The sequence below is a fragment of the Halosolutus halophilus genome, assembly GCF_022869805.1.
GTDB lineage: Archaea > Halobacteriota > Halobacteria > Halobacteriales > Natrialbaceae > Halosolutus > Halosolutus halophilus.
In genome coordinates this window covers 1,534,314-1,550,674 of sequence record NZ_CP094974.1, presented here as the reverse complement: position 1 = coordinate 1,550,674, position 16,361 = coordinate 1,534,314, and the positions used below count along the sequence as shown (strand labels likewise).

Annotated in this window: 19 protein-coding genes; 4 read left to right on the top strand and 15 right to left on the bottom strand. The window is 66.4% G+C overall.

Annotation, left to right across the window (positions count from 1 at the left end; genetic code table 11):
* Nucleotides 1-13: 13 nt before the first annotated feature.
* A complete protein-coding gene (locus MUG98_RS07575) occupies nucleotides 14-1,189 on the top strand; it encodes an NAD(P)/FAD-dependent oxidoreductase (RefSeq protein WP_265111530.1) in 1,176 nt (391 codons plus the stop codon).
* A gap of 2 nt (nucleotides 1,190-1,191) precedes the next feature.
* On the opposite strand, the gene MUG98_RS07570 is transcribed toward MUG98_RS07575, so the two are convergent.
* The 4 genes from MUG98_RS07570 to MUG98_RS07555 form a co-directional block, all read right to left on the bottom strand.
* Nucleotides 1,192-2,412 (bottom strand): GNAT family N-acetyltransferase, encoded by a 1,221-nt coding sequence (locus MUG98_RS07570; protein ID WP_265111529.1) that lies wholly within the window; start codon nucleotides 2,410-2,412, stop codon nucleotides 1,192-1,194.
* 105 nt (nucleotides 2,413-2,517) lie between these two features.
* Entirely contained in the window at nucleotides 2,518-3,675 is a 1,158-nt protein-coding gene (locus MUG98_RS07565) for a pyridoxal phosphate-dependent aminotransferase (RefSeq protein ID WP_265111528.1), read from the bottom strand.
* Nucleotides 3,672-4,157, bottom strand: coding sequence for an Lrp/AsnC family transcriptional regulator (locus tag MUG98_RS07560; protein WP_265111527.1), 486 nt, complete (start codon nucleotides 4,155-4,157; stop codon nucleotides 3,672-3,674). The genes MUG98_RS07565 and MUG98_RS07560 overlap by 4 nt, the downstream gene beginning before the upstream one ends.
* Nucleotides 4,158-4,259: 102 nt before the next feature.
* Nucleotides 4,260-4,931: a hypothetical protein gene (locus MUG98_RS07555; RefSeq protein ID WP_265111526.1), complete on the bottom strand. Its 672-nt coding sequence runs from the start codon at nucleotides 4,929-4,931 to the stop codon at nucleotides 4,260-4,262.
* A 145-nt stretch (nucleotides 4,932-5,076) separates the two neighbouring features.
* On the opposite strand from MUG98_RS07555, the gene MUG98_RS07550 reads away from it, so the two are divergent.
* Complete coding sequence (locus MUG98_RS07550; RefSeq protein ID WP_265111525.1) at nucleotides 5,077-5,688, top strand: thioredoxin family protein; 612 nt, start codon at nucleotides 5,077-5,079, stop codon at nucleotides 5,686-5,688.
* A gap of 61 nt (nucleotides 5,689-5,749) precedes the next feature.
* Here the strand turns inward: MUG98_RS07550 and MUG98_RS07545 are convergent, their stop codons facing one another.
* The gene (locus tag MUG98_RS07545; RefSeq protein WP_265111524.1) at nucleotides 5,750-6,835 is read right to left on the bottom strand and encodes an NADH:flavin oxidoreductase/NADH oxidase; all 1,086 of its coding nucleotides are present in this window, start codon (nucleotides 6,833-6,835) and stop codon (nucleotides 5,750-5,752) included.
* A 124-nt stretch (nucleotides 6,836-6,959) separates the two neighbouring features.
* On the opposite strand from MUG98_RS07545, the gene MUG98_RS07540 reads away from it, so the two are divergent.
* A complete protein-coding gene (locus MUG98_RS07540; RefSeq protein ID WP_265111523.1) occupies nucleotides 6,960-7,799 on the top strand; it encodes a BtpA/SgcQ family protein in 840 nt (279 codons plus the stop codon).
* On the opposite strand, the gene MUG98_RS07535 is transcribed toward MUG98_RS07540, so the two are convergent.
* The 6 genes from MUG98_RS07535 to MUG98_RS07510 form a co-directional block, all read right to left on the bottom strand.
* The gene (locus MUG98_RS07535) at nucleotides 7,796-9,034 is read right to left on the bottom strand and encodes a tripartite tricarboxylate transporter permease (RefSeq protein ID WP_265111522.1); all 1,239 of its coding nucleotides are present in this window, start codon (nucleotides 9,032-9,034) and stop codon (nucleotides 7,796-7,798) included. The genes MUG98_RS07540 and MUG98_RS07535 overlap by 4 nt on opposite strands.
* Before the next feature lie 70 nt (nucleotides 9,035-9,104).
* On the bottom strand, nucleotides 9,105-9,854 hold the full coding sequence (locus tag MUG98_RS07530; RefSeq protein WP_265111521.1) for a DUF429 domain-containing protein: 750 nt from the start codon (nucleotides 9,852-9,854) through the stop codon (nucleotides 9,105-9,107).
* A gap of 19 nt (nucleotides 9,855-9,873) precedes the next feature.
* Complete coding sequence (locus tag MUG98_RS07525) at nucleotides 9,874-10,566, bottom strand: HAD family hydrolase (RefSeq protein WP_265111520.1); 693 nt, start codon at nucleotides 10,564-10,566, stop codon at nucleotides 9,874-9,876.
* 88 nt (nucleotides 10,567-10,654) lie between these two features.
* Nucleotides 10,655-10,996 carry a 50S ribosomal protein P1 gene (gene rpl12p, locus MUG98_RS07520; protein ID WP_265111519.1) on the bottom strand — a complete coding sequence of 114 codons (342 nt, stop codon included), beginning with the start codon at nucleotides 10,994-10,996 and terminating at the stop codon, nucleotides 10,655-10,657.
* A gap of 18 nt (nucleotides 10,997-11,014) precedes the next feature.
* Entirely contained in the window at nucleotides 11,015-12,055 is a 1,041-nt protein-coding gene (locus MUG98_RS07515; RefSeq protein ID WP_265111518.1) for a 50S ribosomal protein L10, read from the bottom strand.
* 1 nt (nucleotide 12,056) lies between these two features.
* Nucleotides 12,057-12,689 carry a 50S ribosomal protein L1 gene (locus MUG98_RS07510; protein ID WP_250142211.1) on the bottom strand — a complete coding sequence of 211 codons (633 nt, stop codon included), beginning with the start codon at nucleotides 12,687-12,689 and terminating at the stop codon, nucleotides 12,057-12,059.
* A gap of 315 nt (nucleotides 12,690-13,004) precedes the next feature.
* Between MUG98_RS07510 and MUG98_RS07505 the strand changes: the two genes are divergently transcribed.
* Nucleotides 13,005-13,574: a hypothetical protein gene (locus tag MUG98_RS07505; protein ID WP_265111517.1), complete on the top strand. Its 570-nt coding sequence runs from the start codon at nucleotides 13,005-13,007 to the stop codon at nucleotides 13,572-13,574.
* Nucleotides 13,575-13,860: 286 nt separating this feature from the next.
* Here MUG98_RS07505 and MUG98_RS07500 read toward each other — a convergent pair whose 3' ends face one another.
* The 4 genes from MUG98_RS07500 to MUG98_RS07485 form a co-directional block, all read right to left on the bottom strand.
* Nucleotides 13,861-14,355: a 50S ribosomal protein L11 gene (locus MUG98_RS07500; RefSeq protein ID WP_265111516.1), complete on the bottom strand. Its 495-nt coding sequence runs from the start codon at nucleotides 14,353-14,355 to the stop codon at nucleotides 13,861-13,863.
* 109 nt (nucleotides 14,356-14,464) lie between these two features.
* The gene (cutA, locus tag MUG98_RS07495) at nucleotides 14,465-14,767 is read right to left on the bottom strand and encodes a divalent-cation tolerance protein CutA (protein ID WP_265111515.1); all 303 of its coding nucleotides are present in this window, start codon (nucleotides 14,765-14,767) and stop codon (nucleotides 14,465-14,467) included.
* A gap of 91 nt (nucleotides 14,768-14,858) precedes the next feature.
* Complete coding sequence (locus tag MUG98_RS07490) at nucleotides 14,859-15,056, bottom strand: HEWD family protein (RefSeq protein ID WP_265111514.1); 198 nt, start codon at nucleotides 15,054-15,056, stop codon at nucleotides 14,859-14,861.
* Nucleotides 15,057-15,232: 176 nt separating this feature from the next.
* A complete protein-coding gene (locus tag MUG98_RS07485) occupies nucleotides 15,233-16,237 on the bottom strand; it encodes a hypothetical protein (RefSeq protein ID WP_265111513.1) in 1,005 nt (334 codons plus the stop codon).
* Nucleotides 16,238-16,361: the final 124 nt, after the last annotated feature.

Genomic DNA, 16,361 nt, shown 5'->3' with positions numbered 1-16,361 from the left:
CGATTGGTATCGTATGCACGGTATCGTGGTCGGCGGCGGCATCGTCGGCCTCTCGAGCGCGTACGCACTGGCAAACCGCGGCGTCGACGTGACCGTCTGCGAGAAGGGGTCGATCGGCGGCGGAAGCACCGAACGGGCGCTGGGCGGCATCCGTGCGCAGTTCTCGACGCCGGTCAACGTCGACCTGTCCCGCGAGAGTATGCGCGTCTGGAACGAGTTCACGGAGCGGTTCGGGACCGACATCGACTACCGGAAGACGGGGTATCTCTTTCTCGCCCGGTCCGACGAGACTGCCGCGGCGTTCGAGGACGCGGTCGCAATGCAGAACGATCGCGGCGTCCCGAGCGAGGTGCTCGATCCCGACGCGGCCCGAGAGTACTGTTCCGGGATCGATCCGGAGCGGTTCGTCGCGGCGACGTACTCGGAAACGGACGGGTTCGCCGATCCGCACCTCGCGTTACAGGCCTACGCCCGGGCGGCGGCCGACGCGGGGGTCGACGTTCGGACGAGGACGCCCGTTATCGACGTCCACCGCGAGGACGGGACCAGCGCCAGTGCCGATCGCGACGGGCGGGTGACGGGCGTCGAGACACTCGACGGTCGACTCGATGCCGATTTCGTCGTCAACGCCGCGGGACCGTGGGCCGGGCAGGTCGCCGAACTGGCCGCCGTCTCGCTGCCGATCGCGCCGAAGCGACGCCAGATCGCCGTCGTCGATCCGGAAACGGCCGTCCCGGAGACGGATCCGCTGACGATCGACCTCGGGACGGGAACGTACTTCCGGCCCGATCGCGGCGGCGACGCCCTCGTCGGCGGCCACCTCGCCAGCGACGATCCGGAGCGCGATCCCGACGGCTACGTGACGCAGATGGAGTTCGACTGGGCCGCCGACGTCGTCGAGAAAACAAGCGAGTGGACGACCTACTTCGGCCCGGAATCGCGGATCAAGCGCGGCTGGGCGGGGCTCTACGCCGTGACGCCGGACGACAACGCGATCGTCGAGGAGACCGTTCCCGGCTTCATTACTGCCGCCGGCTTCTCCGGCCACGGCTTCCAGCACGCGCCCGCGACCGGACAGGTCGTCGCGGAGCTCGCCGTCGACGGCGAGGCGTCGCTCGTCGACGTCGACGCGCTCTCGAGCGATCGGTTCGAGTCGGGCGACGAGCACGCCGAGCGGAACGTCGTCTGAGTTCAGAAGAACTCCCCGAGGTAGACGTCCCGTTCGGGAAACAGGTCCCCGAGCGTCGCGACCGCGTCCGGTGTTGCGCCCTCGAGTCGACCCAGCCGATCGAGGGTCGCGGCCGATCGGGCCCCGACGACGAGTTGCGAGAGCGTGGCCACGTCGAGCGTCACGTCCGGTTCGTCCGCGGCCGCGGCGTCGATCCGCTCGCACGCGGCGCGCCCAGCCGCCACCTCGAGCGAGACGGCGGCGTCGTTCCAGTCGACCAGCGGATCCTCGACTGCGAGCGTGAGGGTCCGATCGAGGGAGGGATAGGACAGCGCCGACAGGGTCGCTTCGACGTCGACGATCCGGACCATCGGTCCCGTTTCGACGGTCGTATCGATCTCGTCGGGATCGGCCGCGTCCGCGCGCAGGAGGTCGTTCTCCGGCATCCGGAACCGGACCCGATCGACCTGCGAGTCGTGATCGTAACAGAACGACAGGAGTGCGCGGACCGCCTCGCGATCGACGGCTGCCAGTTCCGTGACGTCCATCGTCCGCTCCCCGTGATCGCCGTCGATCGTGTAGACGAGATACCCCCGCGGCTCGCCGTCCCGTTCGTACGCGTAGACGAACGGATCGACGTCGTGGCCGCCGAAGACGCGGTGGCGCCACCAGTCCTCGTCGCGCTCGAGTGCGAGCGCGTGGCGGTCGGCCCACTCGTCGTAGACGGGTTCGATCGCGTCGTACTCGTCGGGGTCGACCGGCCGGAACGATCCCCGATCCCGAGCGTCGCTCGCAGCGGCGAAGGAGAGCACGTCGGGATCGCACTCGTGGGTGACGATCCGGTTGGCGGCGTCCCAGCCGTACTGCCGGTAGAAGCGGTACCGGAACGGCCAGAGGACCGAGAACCTGACGCCGTGGTTGCGATACTCGGCGAGGGAGTGTGCGAGAAGCCGGCGAACGTAGCCCTCCCGGCGATACTCGGGCGGGGTGGCGATCGACGCGATTCCGGCCGTCGCGTGGGGCTCCCCGCGAACGCGGGCCTCGAGCCAGTAGTGTCGACAGACACAGCGAGGCCGTTCGTCGTCCGCGTGCTCGTAGAGTCCCCGACGCGCCCCGAGGGTCGATCGTGGCGTGTCGTGCTCGTCGGGATCGTACGCCGGGACCCCCTCCTGGGGCGTGAAGGCGTAACTGCGGTACTCGTGGAAGACGTCCCCGTCGTCGGTGAGCGGACGATAGTCGACCATACGCACGAATGCGGGCCGATCGAGAAAACGTTCGTGATACTCCTGCCAGCCGCGCTGGACCACCGGCGGTCACGCAGGCCGTCGATCGAACGGCGAATCAGCGATTCAGGCGTGTTCCGCGACGAAGGCTTCGATCCGGGTCAGCGCCTCGCGGAGGTCCTCGAGACCCGTCGCGTAGGAGATCCGGAGGTGTCCCTCGCCACCGACGCCGAAGACGTCACCCGGGACGACGGCGACCCCCTGCTCGCGGAGGACATCTTCCGCGAATTCCTCCGCGGTGAAGCCCTCGGGCACCTCGGGGAAACAGTAGAACGCTCCCTTCGCCTCGAAGACGTCCATCCCGATCTCGCGGAACCGCGAGAGAACGAACTGGCGACGGCGATCGTACTGGTCGACCATCTCGCGAACGTCGTTCTCGCAAGAATCCAGTGCCTCGAGGGCCGCGTACTGGGCCGTCGTCGGGGCCGACAGCATCGCGTACTGGTGGATCTTGTTCATCGCGCCGATCGCGTCGGCGGGCCCGAGCGCGTATCCCAGCCGAAGCCCGGTCATCGCGTGGGCCTTCGAGAACCCGTTGAAGACGATCGTCCGCTCGCGCATGCCGTCGACGGTCGCGATCGACGTGTGATCCCCGTCGTAGGTCAACTCGGCGTAGATCTCGTCCGAGAAGACCGTGAGGTCGTGCTCGCGGGCGAAGTCGGCGATCGGTTCGAGGTCTTCCTCGCGCATGATCGCACCCGTCGGGTTGTTGGGGTAACAGACGACGAGCACGTCGGCGTCGGCCGCACCCGCCGCGTCGAGTTCCTCGACGGTGAGTCGGAACTCGTCCTCCTTTCTCGTGGGGACCGGCAGCACCTCGCCGCCGGCGAAGATCACGCCGGGTTCGTAGGAGATGTACGACGGCTGTGCGATCGCGACCGTGTCGCCGGGATCGACGAACGCCCGGAATGCGAGGTCGACCGCCTCGCTCGCGCCGGCGGTCACGATGATCTCCTCGGCCGGGTCGTAGCCGAGGTCGAACCGATCGGCGACGTAGTCCGCGATCGACTCCCGGAGTTCGCGTTTCCCGCGGTTCGCGGTGTAGGAGGTCTTGCCCTGTTCCAGCGAGGTGATCGCCGCGTCCCGTGCGGCCCACGGAGTCGAGAAGTCGGGTTCGCCGACGCCCAGCGAGATGACCTCGTCGCGCTCCTCGGCGATCTCGAAAAACCGCCGGATGCCCGACGGCGGGACCGCCTTCACGCGATCTGACGGTTCGATCGTCATGGCGAGAACGAGAGTCGATCGTCGTCCTCTCCGTCGCCGAGTTCGATCCCGTTCTCCTTGTAGGAGGTCATCACGTAGTGAGTGACCGTCTGGGTGATCTCGGGGACGGGGGCGACTTTTTCGCTGATAAACTGTGAGACTTCCCGGATCGAGTCGCCCTCGACTTCCATGTCGAAGTCGTAGTCGCCACTGACCAGCCGCAACGCTTTGACCTGCGGGAACCGTGCGAGGCGCTCTGCGATGTCACCGTAGCCCGTCTCGCGATCGAGGCGGACGTTCAACTCGACTTCGGCGCGGACGCGTTCGTCTTCCAGTTTGTCCCAGTCGACGACGGCCTGGTAGCCACGAACGACGCCTGCCCCCTCGAGTTCCTCGACGACTGCCTCGACCTCCTGTTCCTCGAGGCCGGTCATTCGTGCGATATCCGCCGCCGAATACCGCGCGTTCTCACGAAGCAACTCGAGCACCTCGCGTTCGCTCATACCAACGGGAAGCAGAAGCGCGAGTAAAAGCGTTGTTCTTTTCGGGCCGATCGCTCGCGTGAACGGTCCCGAACCACCCGCTCCCGACCGTCGGCGGGTGAGCTACCGGTAGTTCTTGAACAACAGCGCCCGGACGTCGTCTTTCGTCTGGACGTCCTCGGTCGAGCCGTCGGGCAACGTCACGGTGTAGCGGTAGTCGGCCGACGACGATTCCTCCCACTTGTCGTCGTGGGTCTCGAGCAGACTCATCATCTCGTCCAGCATGTCGTCGTCGTCGGCGGAGCCGTCGTCCTCGGCAGCCGCTTCGTCGGTACCGTCGGCGTTCGGGTCGGCCCCGTCGGCGTCTCCGGTAGCCGGTTCGTCGTCCGCCTCCGGTTCGTCGTCCGCCTCCGGTTCGTCGTCCGCCTCCGGTTCGTCGTCCGCCTCCGGGTCGTCACCAGTGGCCGCCGGCTCCGGATCGGCCGATCCGTCGTCCGGGGCGACCGCCGATTCGTCCGCGCCAGTTTCCTCCGACTCCACGTACGAGACCGCTTCGAGGGCGTTCGGTTCCGGTTCGCCGTCGATCGCGGCTCCGACCGCCGCGGCGACGTCGTCCGCGGCGGAGGAGTCGAAATCGCCCTCGATCTCGACGTTGGCGGCGAGGTTGTCGATCAGGAACTGGATCGCGTCCTGTTCGCGGACGAAGCCGTACTTCCCGACGACGTCCTCGGCGATCTCTTCACGGAGGTGCTGGATGAACGCGTACTGTTCGTCGGTGACCTCGAGCGTCTTCATGTGCACGCGATATCACCGAGAGTACAAATAGGTGGGCCGTCGATATCGCGATCGAGCGCCGATCGTACTCGTCGGCCTCACCCGTCACCGACGCGAGTCTCGATCGAACGGAGTCCTTACAGGGGCACGGACGATACGTTCGGGTATGGTCCTACAAGAGTCCGATTCGGAACTGGACAAGGGTGACGTCGCACCGGACTTCGAATTACCGGGCGTCGACGGGGAGACGTACACGCTCGCGGACTTCGCCGACGACGAGGCGTTGCTGGTCGTCTTCACCTGTAATCACTGCCCGTACGCCCAGGCCAAGTTCGACATCCTCAACGACCTCGCGGCCGAGTACGAGGACGTGTCGGTCGTCGGAATCAACCCCAACGACGCCGAGGCGTACCCCGAGGACTCCTTCGAGACGATGGAGGAGTACGTCGAGGAGGGACGGATCCAGTACGACGCCTACCTGCGGGACGAGAGCCAGGCGGTCGCCGAGGCCTACGGCGCGGTCTGTACGCCCGACCCGTTCCTCTTCGAGAATAGCGCGGCGCGTGACGCAGCGGACAGTCACGCTGCGAAGCCGGGCGACGACGACGGCGAGTTCCGGCTGGTCTACCAGGGCCGCCTCGACGACGCTCTGAACCCCGACGACGATCCGACCCGGTTCCACGTCCGAGAAGCGATCGAGTCCGTACTGGCGGGCGAAGACGTCGATCTGGAGTGGAAGCCGTCCCAGGGCTGTTCGATCAAGTGGACCGACGACTGAGCCGGCACCCCGATCGGGTCGTCGCCGATCGTCCTCGGCGGCGCGAGACCCCTAGCGCCGCTCAGCGAACGGCGCGGCGGTACTGGATCGGCCACTTTCGATCGCCGTCGAGGGCGTCGCTGGATCGAAGGCCGAAGTAGGGATCGCGCAGGAATTCCCGGCCGACGAGGACGAGATCCGCGCGGTCGTTGCGAACGAGGGCGTCGGCCTGTTCTGGTTCGGTGATCCCGCCGACCGCACCGACAGGGACGTCGGTCCGCTCCCGTATCTCCTCGGCGAGGGGGACCTGGAAGTTCGGCCCCACCGGCGGTTCCTGATCCGGGTGGAGACCGCCCGAACTGACGTCGATCAGGTCCGCGCCCAGGTCCACGAGGTCGTCGGCGAGGCGGACGGACCCGTCGATCGTCCACGACTCCCGATCGTCGAGCCAGTCCGTGCCGGAGATGCGGACGAAGACCGGCTTCTCGTCGGGCCAGACCTCGCGAACGGCCGCCGTGACCTCCCGCACGAGTCGCGTTCGATTCTCGAAGCTTCCGCCGTAGTCGTCTTCGCGCCGGTTCGTCACCGGTGAGAGGAACTCGTGGAGGAGATAGCCGTGGGCCGCGTGAACTTCTGCGATCTCGAAGCCGGCCGCGAGCGCCCGTTCGGCGGCCGCGCGGTAACTGTCGATCACTCCCCGAATATCGTCCGGAGTTGCGTTTCGCATCGCCGGCCGATCACCGTCGAACGGTGGATACGCGTCGGGCGAGGGCGAGAGCACCTCCCACCCGGTCTCCTCGTCAGGGCCGATCGGGACGTTTCCCTCCCAGGGGCGGGTCTTGCTCGCCTTGTGGCCTGCGTGGGCGAGTTGGATCCCCGGCACCCCTCCCTGGTCGCGGATGAACTCGGCGATCGGTTCGAGCGCCGCCGCGTGATCGTCGCTCCAGATCCCGAGGTCGTGAGGCGTGATCCGGCCGCGGGGGCTGACGGCGGTGGCTTCCGTCATGACGATCCCGGCGCCGCCGACGGCGCGACTCCCGAGGTGGACGCGGTGCCACTCCGTCGCGAGGCCGTCGGGATCGCAGGAGTACTGGCACATCGGCGAGACGGCGAGTCGGTTCGGAATCTCACGGTCGCGAAGCGACAGCGGCGTAAAGAGGTCAGCCATCGACGGGCGTTGACAGTGAGCGGGCTAAACACCCGTGAACGGGGAGGGAATTGCCGGCACGTGTCCGTCGCGGGGGAGTTCGGCGACGGACCACGCATTTGTCGATCGAGACACGAGTACCAGCATGCCACCTGCACCGCGATCACCCCTCCAGGACCGGTTCGACGCCGTTCGTCCCGTCGTCGGTATGATTCACCTTTCGCCACTTCCGGGCGCACCGGGATCTGATGGCGATCGCGACGCGATCCGGACCCGGATGCTCGAGGACGCGCGACGGCTCGAAGACGGCGGCGTGGACGGGATCGTCCTCGAGAACTTCGGGGACGCGCCGTTCTACCCCGACGACGTTCCGAAACACGTCGTCGCGGACGTGACCTCGCTCGCGACGGCCTTGACCGGTGCGGTCGACGTTCCGGTCGGAATCAACGTCCTTCGAAACGACGCGATCGCGGCACTCTCGATCGCCGCGGCGACTGGTGCCGCGTTCGTCCGGGTCAACGTCCACGTAGGTACGGCCGCGACCGATCAGGGCGTCGTCGAGGGTCAGGCACACGAGACCCTTCGGCTCCGCGAGCGGATCGACGCCGACGTCGCGATCCTCGCGGACGTCCACGTCAAACACGCCAGCCCGATCGGGGAGCGTGACATCGAGGCGGCGGCGATCGAGACCGTCGAGCGCGGCCGGGCTGACGGGGTGATCGTCTCCGGGCCTGGAACCGGTCGGGAGACGGCACTCGCGGACGTCGAGCGAGTCGTCGCGGCCCTTTCGGATGCCGGAATCGATCGCTCGGTCCCCGTCTTCGTCGGCAGCGGCGTCACGGCGGCGACGATCGGCGACTGCCTCGCGGCCGGTGCTGACGGCGTGATCGTCGGCACGGCGCTCAAAGAGGACGGTGAGACGACGAACCCGGTCTCGGAGGAACGGGTCCGTCGAGTGGTCGCGGCGCGGGACGACGTGACCTAGAGTCCGAGCAGCAACGGGCCGATCAGCACGCCCATCAGGTGGACCCGCCGCGCTCGCAATCGAATCGGGACCATCCCGATCGCCGTCGCAACGACGAAGACGACGATACCGAGGATCCCGGTGAAGAGGGTCGAAAGTGCGAGCAGGAGCCCGAGCACCGCGATCGAAATCTTCCAGTAGGGGATCCGACCGACGACGTCGAGATACGCGTCGCCGACGATACAGACGAGGGCGAAGCCGATCGCGCCCGCGACGACGACGGCCCCGAGCAGGATCGGCACGTCGAGCGGCGCGTTCACGGTCTCGAACGCGACCATCACGCCCGTCCGGGGCTGGCCGATCGCCACGAGAGCGAACAGCGCGAAGATGGTGTTCGCCGTATCGACGCCGCTCGTCGCGACGACGTAGCCGCGATCGCCGGCGTCGGCGGGGACGACGACGAGCGCTGCGACTGCCGCGATGGCAGCGGAGATACCCGGGACGTAGCCCACCACCGCGCCAGCGAGTGCGCCGGCGACGGCGGTCGTTCCGACGAGCCGGTGGGAGATCACGATCGTCTCGTCGCCCTGTGGCGGAATGCCGCTCCCGCGAATCGCGTCGATCAGGACGGGTGCGCCGAACAGCCCGGCGAAGAGGGGCGCGAGGGTCCCGCCGGCGTCGAGCGGCGCGTCCGGGGAGAGGTCCATGGTGAACGCGCCGAGGGCAGCGGAGAGTGTGAACGCGAGGAGTGCACCCCCACGAGCACGCCACGTCCGCTCGGACGCAACCAGCGCGACGACGACGATCGCCAGCAGAAGCGGGAGATTGTCGCGAATCGTCGGGTAGGCAGCCGTCACGCCCCACGTGATCGGGATCGCCAGCGGGATCGCCGCGAGGACCGCGAGCAGGCTCCCGAGTGCCGACAGCCGTATGGCCTCGTAGCCGCGGCCCGCGAGGACCAGCCGGTGGCCCGGCAGCGCGGTGACCGCCATCTCGGCGTCGGGCACGCCGAGTGCCATGGCGGGCACGGCGTTGCAAAACGTGTGGACGACGCCGGCTGCGAGCATCGCACAGCCGACGAATAGCGGCGGGCCGGGGATCGAGGGCGCGATCCCGGCCAGCAGGAGTGCGAAGTTGTTGGCGTGCAGTCCCGGCACGAGTCCGCTGCAACTGCCGAGCAGCGATCCAGCCAGGACCCAGCCGAGCAACTGCAGCGTCAGCATCGGCTCGGCGACGAACTCGACGGGGACGGCCATCGCTCCCTCTGGGTGCGGCCTGTGGTTTAAACCCGCGGCGATCGACGCGTGGTGCAGTCGTCCCGATCGACTACCGCAGGTCCGACACGGTCGCGGGCGCAACGATCTCCATCGGCAGCCCGTGGCGATCGGTCGGCGGATCGCCCGGCAGCGACGCCGTCTCGCCGCGGGCTGTCAGGGCGAGTACGAACGCGTCGAGCAGATCGTCCCGGTTTCCGGCTCGGAGTCGGCGAGCGTGGGTCGGTTGCTCGTCGATGTGCCGGCTCTCGATCGATTCGACGTCACTCACGGGCCAGCCGAGTTCCGTCGCGAGTAGCTCCCGCCGGCGTTCGAGCCCGTCGTCGCTCGACTTCGGCCCCACTCCCGATCCGCCGGCGAGTACCGCGTAACAGACCTCGGGGTGTGACTCCCGGAGCAGTTCTCGGGCGGCGTCGATCTCGCGGAGTACCCCGTCGACCTCCCGGATCGCAGGGCAGATGTGATATGCCTGCGTCGAGATACGGGTCCCCGTCGCTGCCTCGTTGGCGTCGCCCGCCGCCTCGTACTCGTCCTCGTAGACCGCGTCCCGGACCGGCGTGAAAAACACCCGGCTCCGATCGGCCCCGAGGATCGATCGAGCGATCGCGTCACACTCGCGGCGTTCGTCGTCCGCCAGCCCGATCGGGATGTCCACGAGCATTCGTTCGGCGTCGCGATTGTCGCGCCACGCGTTCAGCATCGACGGATAGAACGCGACGTCGATCGTCGGATCGCGCTCACCCGTTGCGATTACGGCGATCCAGCCGTTACCACCCCAGTCGAGTCCGACGGTGTCGCTCATGGCGGGTTCTCGATCGGCACTACCTCGTCGTCGGCGTGAATGCGGTTCGTACCGAAGCCGGGAGTGCTGCCGGCTCGAGCAGTTCGTCGACGCTCGAAACGACGGCGTCCGCCGCGTCGGCGTCGCCGGTTTCGCTACCGGTCTCGTTCACGTACACCGTCGTGAAGCCAGCCGATCGGGCACCGACGACGTCCTCCTCGTAGCTATCGCCGACGTAGACGTAGTCCTCGGCCGGCAAGCGGGCTTTCGCGAGTTCGAAGATCCGGCGATCGGGTTTTCGCACGTCGACGCTGTTCGAGACGATCACCTCGTCGACCGGCTCCGCGAGCCCGTGCCGTTCCAGTTTCGATCGCTGTTGTCGACCGTCCCCGTTCGTCAGGATGCCGGTCGGAGCGGTCGTCGCGACCCGTTCGACGACCCGCTTTGCGCTCGCCGTCACGACGGACGCCTCGAGTTCCGTCTCGCAGTGCTCGCGGGCGAGCGTGTGGGGAGTCGCATCGAGATCGATCTGCTCCGCGACGGCCTCGAACGCGCGGCAGTACGGATCGGCCTCGCAGTTCTCGAGAGCGTCGAACAGGCGGTCGACGTAGGCCTCGTACGCCGCGTCGGTCGGCTCACCGTAGGGAGAGACGGTCGTTTCGAACTGCGCCTCGAACGGCACGTCGTACGAACAGAGCGTTCCGTCGAGATCGAAGTATACTGCCGTCGTCACGATCGGCCGTTCACACGGTCGCCAGAAGTAGCTATCGGCGAGTGGCGTCGAACAAAATCGGGATTGTACGGAGTCGTCGCGTCGCGACTTAGCCGAAGAGTTCGCCGAGGCCTTCGCCGTCTGCCTCGTCGTCCTCGTCTTCGTCCGTCGTGTCCGGGACGTCGCTGGTCTCTTCGACTTCTTCCTCTTCGTCTTCGTCGCCCGCGGCCTCGTCGGCCGCGCCAGCGCCTGCGGCGGCACCGGCGGCGGGGACGGCAGCAGCCTCGGAGACTGCCTCGTCGATGTCGACGTCCTCGAGTGCGGCGACGAGCGCCTTCACGCGGGACTCCTCGACGTCGACGCCGGCAGCGTCGAGCACGTTCGTCAGGTTGTCTTCGTTGATCTCTTCGCCCGTTTCGTTCAGGATGAGTGCAGCGTAAACGTATTCCATTGTAGTGTCCTCCGTTGATTAGCCGAACATTTCGCCGAGTCCTGCAGCGCCGTCGCCGTCGTCTTCGTCGTCATCGTCGGCGTCGGCGTCCTCGGCCTCGGTGTCCTCGTCTTGGTCGTCCGCCGATTCGTCGTCGCCCTCGTCGGCCGCTGCCGGTTCAGCAGGCGCCTCGACGTCCTGCAGTTCCTCGGGCAGGGCCTCCTCGTCGTCGATCTGGGCCGCGAGCGCACGCAGCTGTGCGTCGGCCTTGGAGACGAGGTCGGGCATCAGGTCTTCGTCCTCGATCGCGGCCTGCAGGCCGAGGCTCTTGGCCTCGCCCGTGGCCTTGGCGATGAGCGTCGGGGCCGTCGTCGCGGTCGGGAAGGTCGCGTTGACCGAGAGGTTCCGGGCGCGGGCGGCGGCCGTCGACACGTCGCTTTCGTAGGCCTCGACGTCGATGTCCAGGTCCTCGGGATCGAAGAGAACGCCGTCGGCGATGACGGCGCGAAGGTCGAGACCGACCTCTTTGGGTTCGATACCGAGTTCGTTGAGGACGTTCGCCAGGTCCGCAGAGACTTCCTCGCCGGCCGAAAGGACCGTCGAGTCCTCCATGACCTGGATCGAACCGTCCTCGATCCGTGCGTTCGCGCCGATGCTCTGGAGTTCGCCGACGAACGGTCCCGGATCGACTCCGGTGTCACCCTCGGGGATGACGATGTCGTTCGGGGCGACCTCGCCCTCGTTGATCGGGGCGGGCGTCTTCGACGCCTCGAGCTCCTTGTAGAGCGAGAACGGGTTCTCGTCGGTCGCGACGAGTCCGACCTGTCCATCGATGTGCTCGACGAGGTCGTCGAGTCCGGCGTCCTCTAGAGCGCGCGTCTGCAGGGTGTTGCGGCTGACGCGCACCACGGCGGTGCCGTGCAGTCCGCGGCGCATGTCCTGGAGCTGTTTCGAGGGAATGCCGGCGATGCCGACGACGCCGACGCTCTCGTAGTCGTCGATGAGCTGCTCGAGTTCGTCGACTTCCTCTTTCTTCCACTGGGGAAGGTTCTCGGTCTTGCGTTCAGCCTGTGCGCTCATTCTAGGCCACCTCCTGAGACGGCCCCATCGTCGTCTTTACGTAGACGGCGTCGATGTTCTGGGGCCCCTTCTCGAGGTCGGCGTGCAGGCGACGCAGGATGACGTCGATGTTGTCGGCGATGTCTTCGGCATCCATGTCCTCGGCGCCGACGAGCGTGTGGAACGTTCGGCGGTCGCCGGAGCGAAGCTGCACGGTGTTCTTGAGCCGGTTGACGGTCTCGACGACGTCGTCGTCGGGCGAGAGCGGATCCGGCATCTTCCCCCGGGGACCGAGGATGGTACCCAGGTGCCGGGCGATGTCTTGCATCATCGCCTCTTCGGCGATGAAGAAGTCCGTCTCGTCGGCCATATCTTTGGCCTCGTCGTCGTCCAGATCGGCCACGTCGTCGACCGAGAGAACCTCGTCCGCGGCCTCTTCGGCGCGGACTGCGGTTTCGCCCTCGGCGATGACGACGATTCGCGTTTCCTGGCCGGTTCCGGACGGCAGGACGACGGACTCGTCAACACGGTTCGACGGTTCGTTCAGGTCAAGGTCGCGCAAGTTGATCGCGAGGTCGACCGTCTCGGTAAAGTTCCGATCGGGCGACTCCTCGAGTGCGCGAGCCACTGCGGTTTCAATATCCGAATCTGCCATCGTTCACCTCCGTAGTACGCAGGGTGTGCTCCTACGGGTCAGTGAAACAGGCAATGCCTGTCTCCCTTGAACGAAGTGCCATGGCGAACTTAAACCCGTCGAACTACGCTTTCCCTCCGCCGAACCACGTCGTTCCGCCCGATCGAGTCCCCGAATCGAACCCCGGTTTTTCCGTCATCGAACGCGATCGATTCTCGGCCGACGATCGACGAGTACAGGAGCGAACACTCGCTAGAACCGGAAATACTATAGAAAATGACTGTATAGCACGCTAGTATGGGGCCGACAGAATTATACGCATTCAGTGGAGAACTGGTGCTCGAATCGGTCGCACTCCTCGGAGGTGAGGGCGGTGCGGTCGAGGCGATACAGTCACTTGCGCTACCGGAGCGGGCCGTCGGCGGTGTCGCCGCGACGCTGCTCGTTTCGATGGTCGTCCTCGGGATGCTCCAGGGGTACGGGATCCGGGCGGTAACGAAGTGTCGTCGCAGTCCCGTCATCTCCGTCTGTATCGGACTCCCGAGCGCCCTCGTCGTCGGGTTGCTCGCGGGTGTCGGCTATCTCATGATCGGGACGGAGGTCGGGGCGTTCTTCGGCGTGCCGTTCGTCATCCTCGGAGCGACGGTGCTCCCGTCCGTGACGGCGATCGGATTCGTCTCGATCGGCCAGTCGGTCGCCGCTCGTGTCGGCCGGGACGAACTCTGGGCCGGCGTCCTCGTCGGTGGTTTGCTCGGCGGTATCGCTGCAATCGCGCTTCCGATCGCGATCGTCGTCGGTACCGTCGCCTCGGCGTTCGGAATGGGCGCCAGCGTCCGCGTCCTCGCCGGCTTCAGGGGGGCGGCCGGCCCCGACGAGCGAACGGTTCCACCGGCGAATCAGATCTAGGCACCCGTTCGGTAGCAACACTCCTTTTCCGCCGGTCGACGAGCAGCGCGACGTGGCCACCGGCTGTCCCGTCGATCGACGGTCCGCCCTGCGTCAGAGGGGACGGCTCGATCGAAGATCCGGGGAGAGCCGTCCGGCACGCCGAGACCCGGCCTCCGCCGTGGCGACGGCTCGGTTCCGCCAGCCGCGGCTCTCCGATCGGACGGCTGCGAGGCCGGGTTCGACGAAAAATTTCGAGCGTCTGCGCCGACCGCAAGAACGAAGAGGGATTCGCTGCGCTCGTACGTCAGGCGCTGGCTTCGCCCTGCTCGGCCAGCACGTCGTCGTACTCGCCGCTGTCGACTTTCTGCTTGAACTCGCGGGCGTCGTCACCTTCGATGGTGACGCCCATCGAGGCGCAGGTGCCGACGACTTCCTTCGCGGCATTGATCGTGTCGTAGGCGAGCAGGTCGGGGTGTTTCTGCTCGGCGATCTTCTTCACCTGATCGACGGAGAGGTCGGCGACGAAGTCCTCCTGGGGTTCGCCGCTGCCGGTCTCGAAACCGGCTTCGTCTTTGATCAGCGCGGCCGTCGGTGGGACACCCACGTCGATCTCGAACGAGCCGTCGTCGTCGTAGTCGACGGTGACGGGGACTTCGGTGCCGTCGAACGCTGCCGTCTGATCGTTGATCTCCTGGACGACCGCCTGTACGTCGACGGGCGTCGGTCCGAGCTCGGGACCGAGCGGTGGGCCGGGGTTGGCCTGTCCACCCGGAACGAGCACTTCGATGGTTCCAGCCATACGCGTCACAACCCGTGCGCGAGTTTTAAGGGTTGCTTTTTCGGGCAGTCACCGCCTGTCAGACACTCCCGCACGGCTCGATCGAGCAGCCGGGTGGCCGCCCGAACCGCTACTTCACGTTCTCCGTCCGCCACTCCGCGAACGACTCGAGGACGTGATTCTCGTCGAACCGCTCGATACACGGCACGTCGTAGGGGTGGATCTCCCGGACCCGATCGACGAGGTCGTCGTACGCTTCGTCGGTGGTTTTCGCGAGCAACACCGCTTCGTCGGCGTGGTGGATCTCGCCGTCCCACCGGTAGGTGGAGGTCGTCGAGAGCCGATTGACGCAGGCTGCGAGTCGCTCCTCGACAAGCCGTTCGGCGATCGAATCGGCCTCGTCCGGCGGGACCGTGATGTAGACTGTCGGCACGGTGGCGGCTACGGCCGACGTGACAAAAAGGCTCCTCACCGCTTCAGCGGTCCGGGCGGCGAGAGTGCGGGCGACGCGTGTTGGCGTTGGCTTACTTGCCGTTTATGGTGCCGGTGACGGGGTTGAACGCCCCGTTGATGTCCCACTCGTGGATGCAATGCGGATTGCCGACCTGTCGGTCGCCGTCCTCACGGGCGATCTGCCATGCCTCGACCTCGTCGTCCCAGCGTTCGGATCGACCGCATCGCTCGCACGTGCGTGCAGTCGGTGTTCGTACCTGTGCGCTCATTGTCGCCTGTGGGGACTGGACGCATATAACAGTATCAGTGTGCGGCAATTGCTGCGGACCCGCCTGCCGAGACGGGGACCCGATCGGGTCACCTGGACACGGACCGGGACCCGATCGCACGGCTGCGGCTGTGAGCCGGTGGATTCCAGTTCGCCGAAAAATACCGCAGGGGGTGTCTACCCGGTACAGCTACAGGACGTCGAAACCGCTGCTTCAGCGTCGTCGTCCTGGGTGGCGTTGTCGTCGACTTCGGACTCGTTGTCGTCGACGACGGTCTCGTTATCGTCGACGACGGTCTCGTTATCGTCGACGTCAGTCTCGTTATCGTCGACGTCAGTCTCGTTATCGTCGACGACGGGTTCGTCGTCCTCAGCGATCGGTTCCTCGGCTGCCTGGTCGTCGCCGTCTTCGAAGACGATGAAGATCGTCGCTTCCTCGATCGTCACCTGCAGTCCGTCTTCGCCGTTCTCGACTTCGGATGCGTTCTCGTCGAGTTCGTCTCCGTCGTCTATTGCGTCGGACTCGTTGTCTTCGGCGTCCACTGCGTCGGACTCGTTGTCTTCGGTGGCATCGTCTTCCATCCCGATCGGCTGATCGTCGAGCATCTCGCCGGCGTCTTCGACGAGGACGAAGACGGTCGCCTCCTGGAAGTCCATCGCCTGTCCGTCTTCGACCCCGTTCGCGTCGGCCGACTGGTCGTCGCCGTCTTCGACGACGACGAAAATCGTCGCTTCCTGGACGGAGAGTTCCTGGCTGTCGGCAGCGTCGTCGCTCTCGCTATCGTCGTCGGTCGTATCGTCCGAGTCGACGCCGTTTGCGTCCGCGGCCGCGTCGGTTGACTGGTCACCGACGTTGAGGATCGACGCCTGCTCGACCGTTACCTCGATCGACGTTTCGAGGACCGTGACGCCCTCCTGGTCGCCGTCGACGGCGGACTCGTTGTTCGCTACGTCCGCGGGCGCTTCGTCGGCCATCTCGCTGTCCTCAGTAAGAAGAACGATCGTCGCGTCTTCGACCGTTACCTGCAGTTGGCTATCGTCGACGCCGTCTTCCGTGGGTTCCTGTACCTCGTCGTCTTCGTGTTGATCTGCGACTGCGCCAGCCGGGGCCATCGCGAATGCGCCCCCGCTCGCGAGCATCATCAGTACGACTGTTACGGCGAGTAATTTGCGTGCGTTCATGCCTCCACGTGGACAGAGACCGATCCCGGATGGTAAACCGGTAGTACCATTTCAGTGATAAATGTCTGATTCTCGCGGGAAACCGGCGGTTCAATCGACACCTCTGTGTGGAAAACACTGTTTA

Coding starts and splice junctions, on each gene's coding strand:
- MUG98_RS07575 (WP_265111530.1), top strand. CDS start 14: ATGCACGGTATCGTGGTCGGCGGCGGCATCGTCGGCCTCTCGAGCGCG.
- MUG98_RS07570 (WP_265111529.1), bottom strand. CDS start 2,412: ATGGTCGACTATCGTCCGCTCACCGACGACGGGGACGTCTTCCACGAG.
- MUG98_RS07565 (WP_265111528.1), bottom strand. CDS start 3,675: ATGACGATCGAACCGTCAGATCGCGTGAAGGCGGTCCCGCCGTCGGGC.
- MUG98_RS07560 (WP_265111527.1), bottom strand. CDS start 4,157: ATGAGCGAACGCGAGGTGCTCGAGTTGCTTCGTGAGAACGCGCGGTAT.
- MUG98_RS07555 (WP_265111526.1), bottom strand. CDS start 4,931: ATGAAGACGCTCGAGGTCACCGACGAACAGTACGCGTTCATCCAGCAC.
- MUG98_RS07550 (WP_265111525.1), top strand. CDS start 5,077: ATGGTCCTACAAGAGTCCGATTCGGAACTGGACAAGGGTGACGTCGCA.
- MUG98_RS07545 (WP_265111524.1), bottom strand. CDS start 6,835: ATGGCTGACCTCTTTACGCCGCTGTCGCTTCGCGACCGTGAGATTCCG.
- MUG98_RS07540 (WP_265111523.1), top strand. CDS start 6,960: ATGCCACCTGCACCGCGATCACCCCTCCAGGACCGGTTCGACGCCGTT.
- MUG98_RS07535 (WP_265111522.1), bottom strand. CDS start 9,034: ATGGCCGTCCCCGTCGAGTTCGTCGCCGAGCCGATGCTGACGCTGCAG.
- MUG98_RS07530 (WP_265111521.1), bottom strand. CDS start 9,854: ATGAGCGACACCGTCGGACTCGACTGGGGTGGTAACGGCTGGATCGCC.
- rpl12p (WP_265111519.1), bottom strand. CDS start 10,996: ATGGAATACGTTTACGCTGCACTCATCCTGAACGAAACGGGCGAAGAG.
- MUG98_RS07515 (WP_265111518.1), bottom strand. CDS start 12,055: ATGAGCGCACAGGCTGAACGCAAGACCGAGAACCTTCCCCAGTGGAAG.
- MUG98_RS07510 (WP_250142211.1), bottom strand. CDS start 12,689: ATGGCAGATTCGGATATTGAAACCGCAGTGGCTCGCGCACTCGAGGAG.
- MUG98_RS07500 (WP_265111516.1), bottom strand. CDS start 14,355: ATGGCTGGAACCATCGAAGTGCTCGTTCCGGGTGGACAGGCCAACCCC.
- MUG98_RS07490 (WP_265111514.1), bottom strand. CDS start 15,056: ATGAGCGCACAGGTACGAACACCGACTGCACGCACGTGCGAGCGATGC.
- MUG98_RS07485 (WP_265111513.1), bottom strand. CDS start 16,237: ATGAACGCACGCAAATTACTCGCCGTAACAGTCGTACTGATGATGCTC.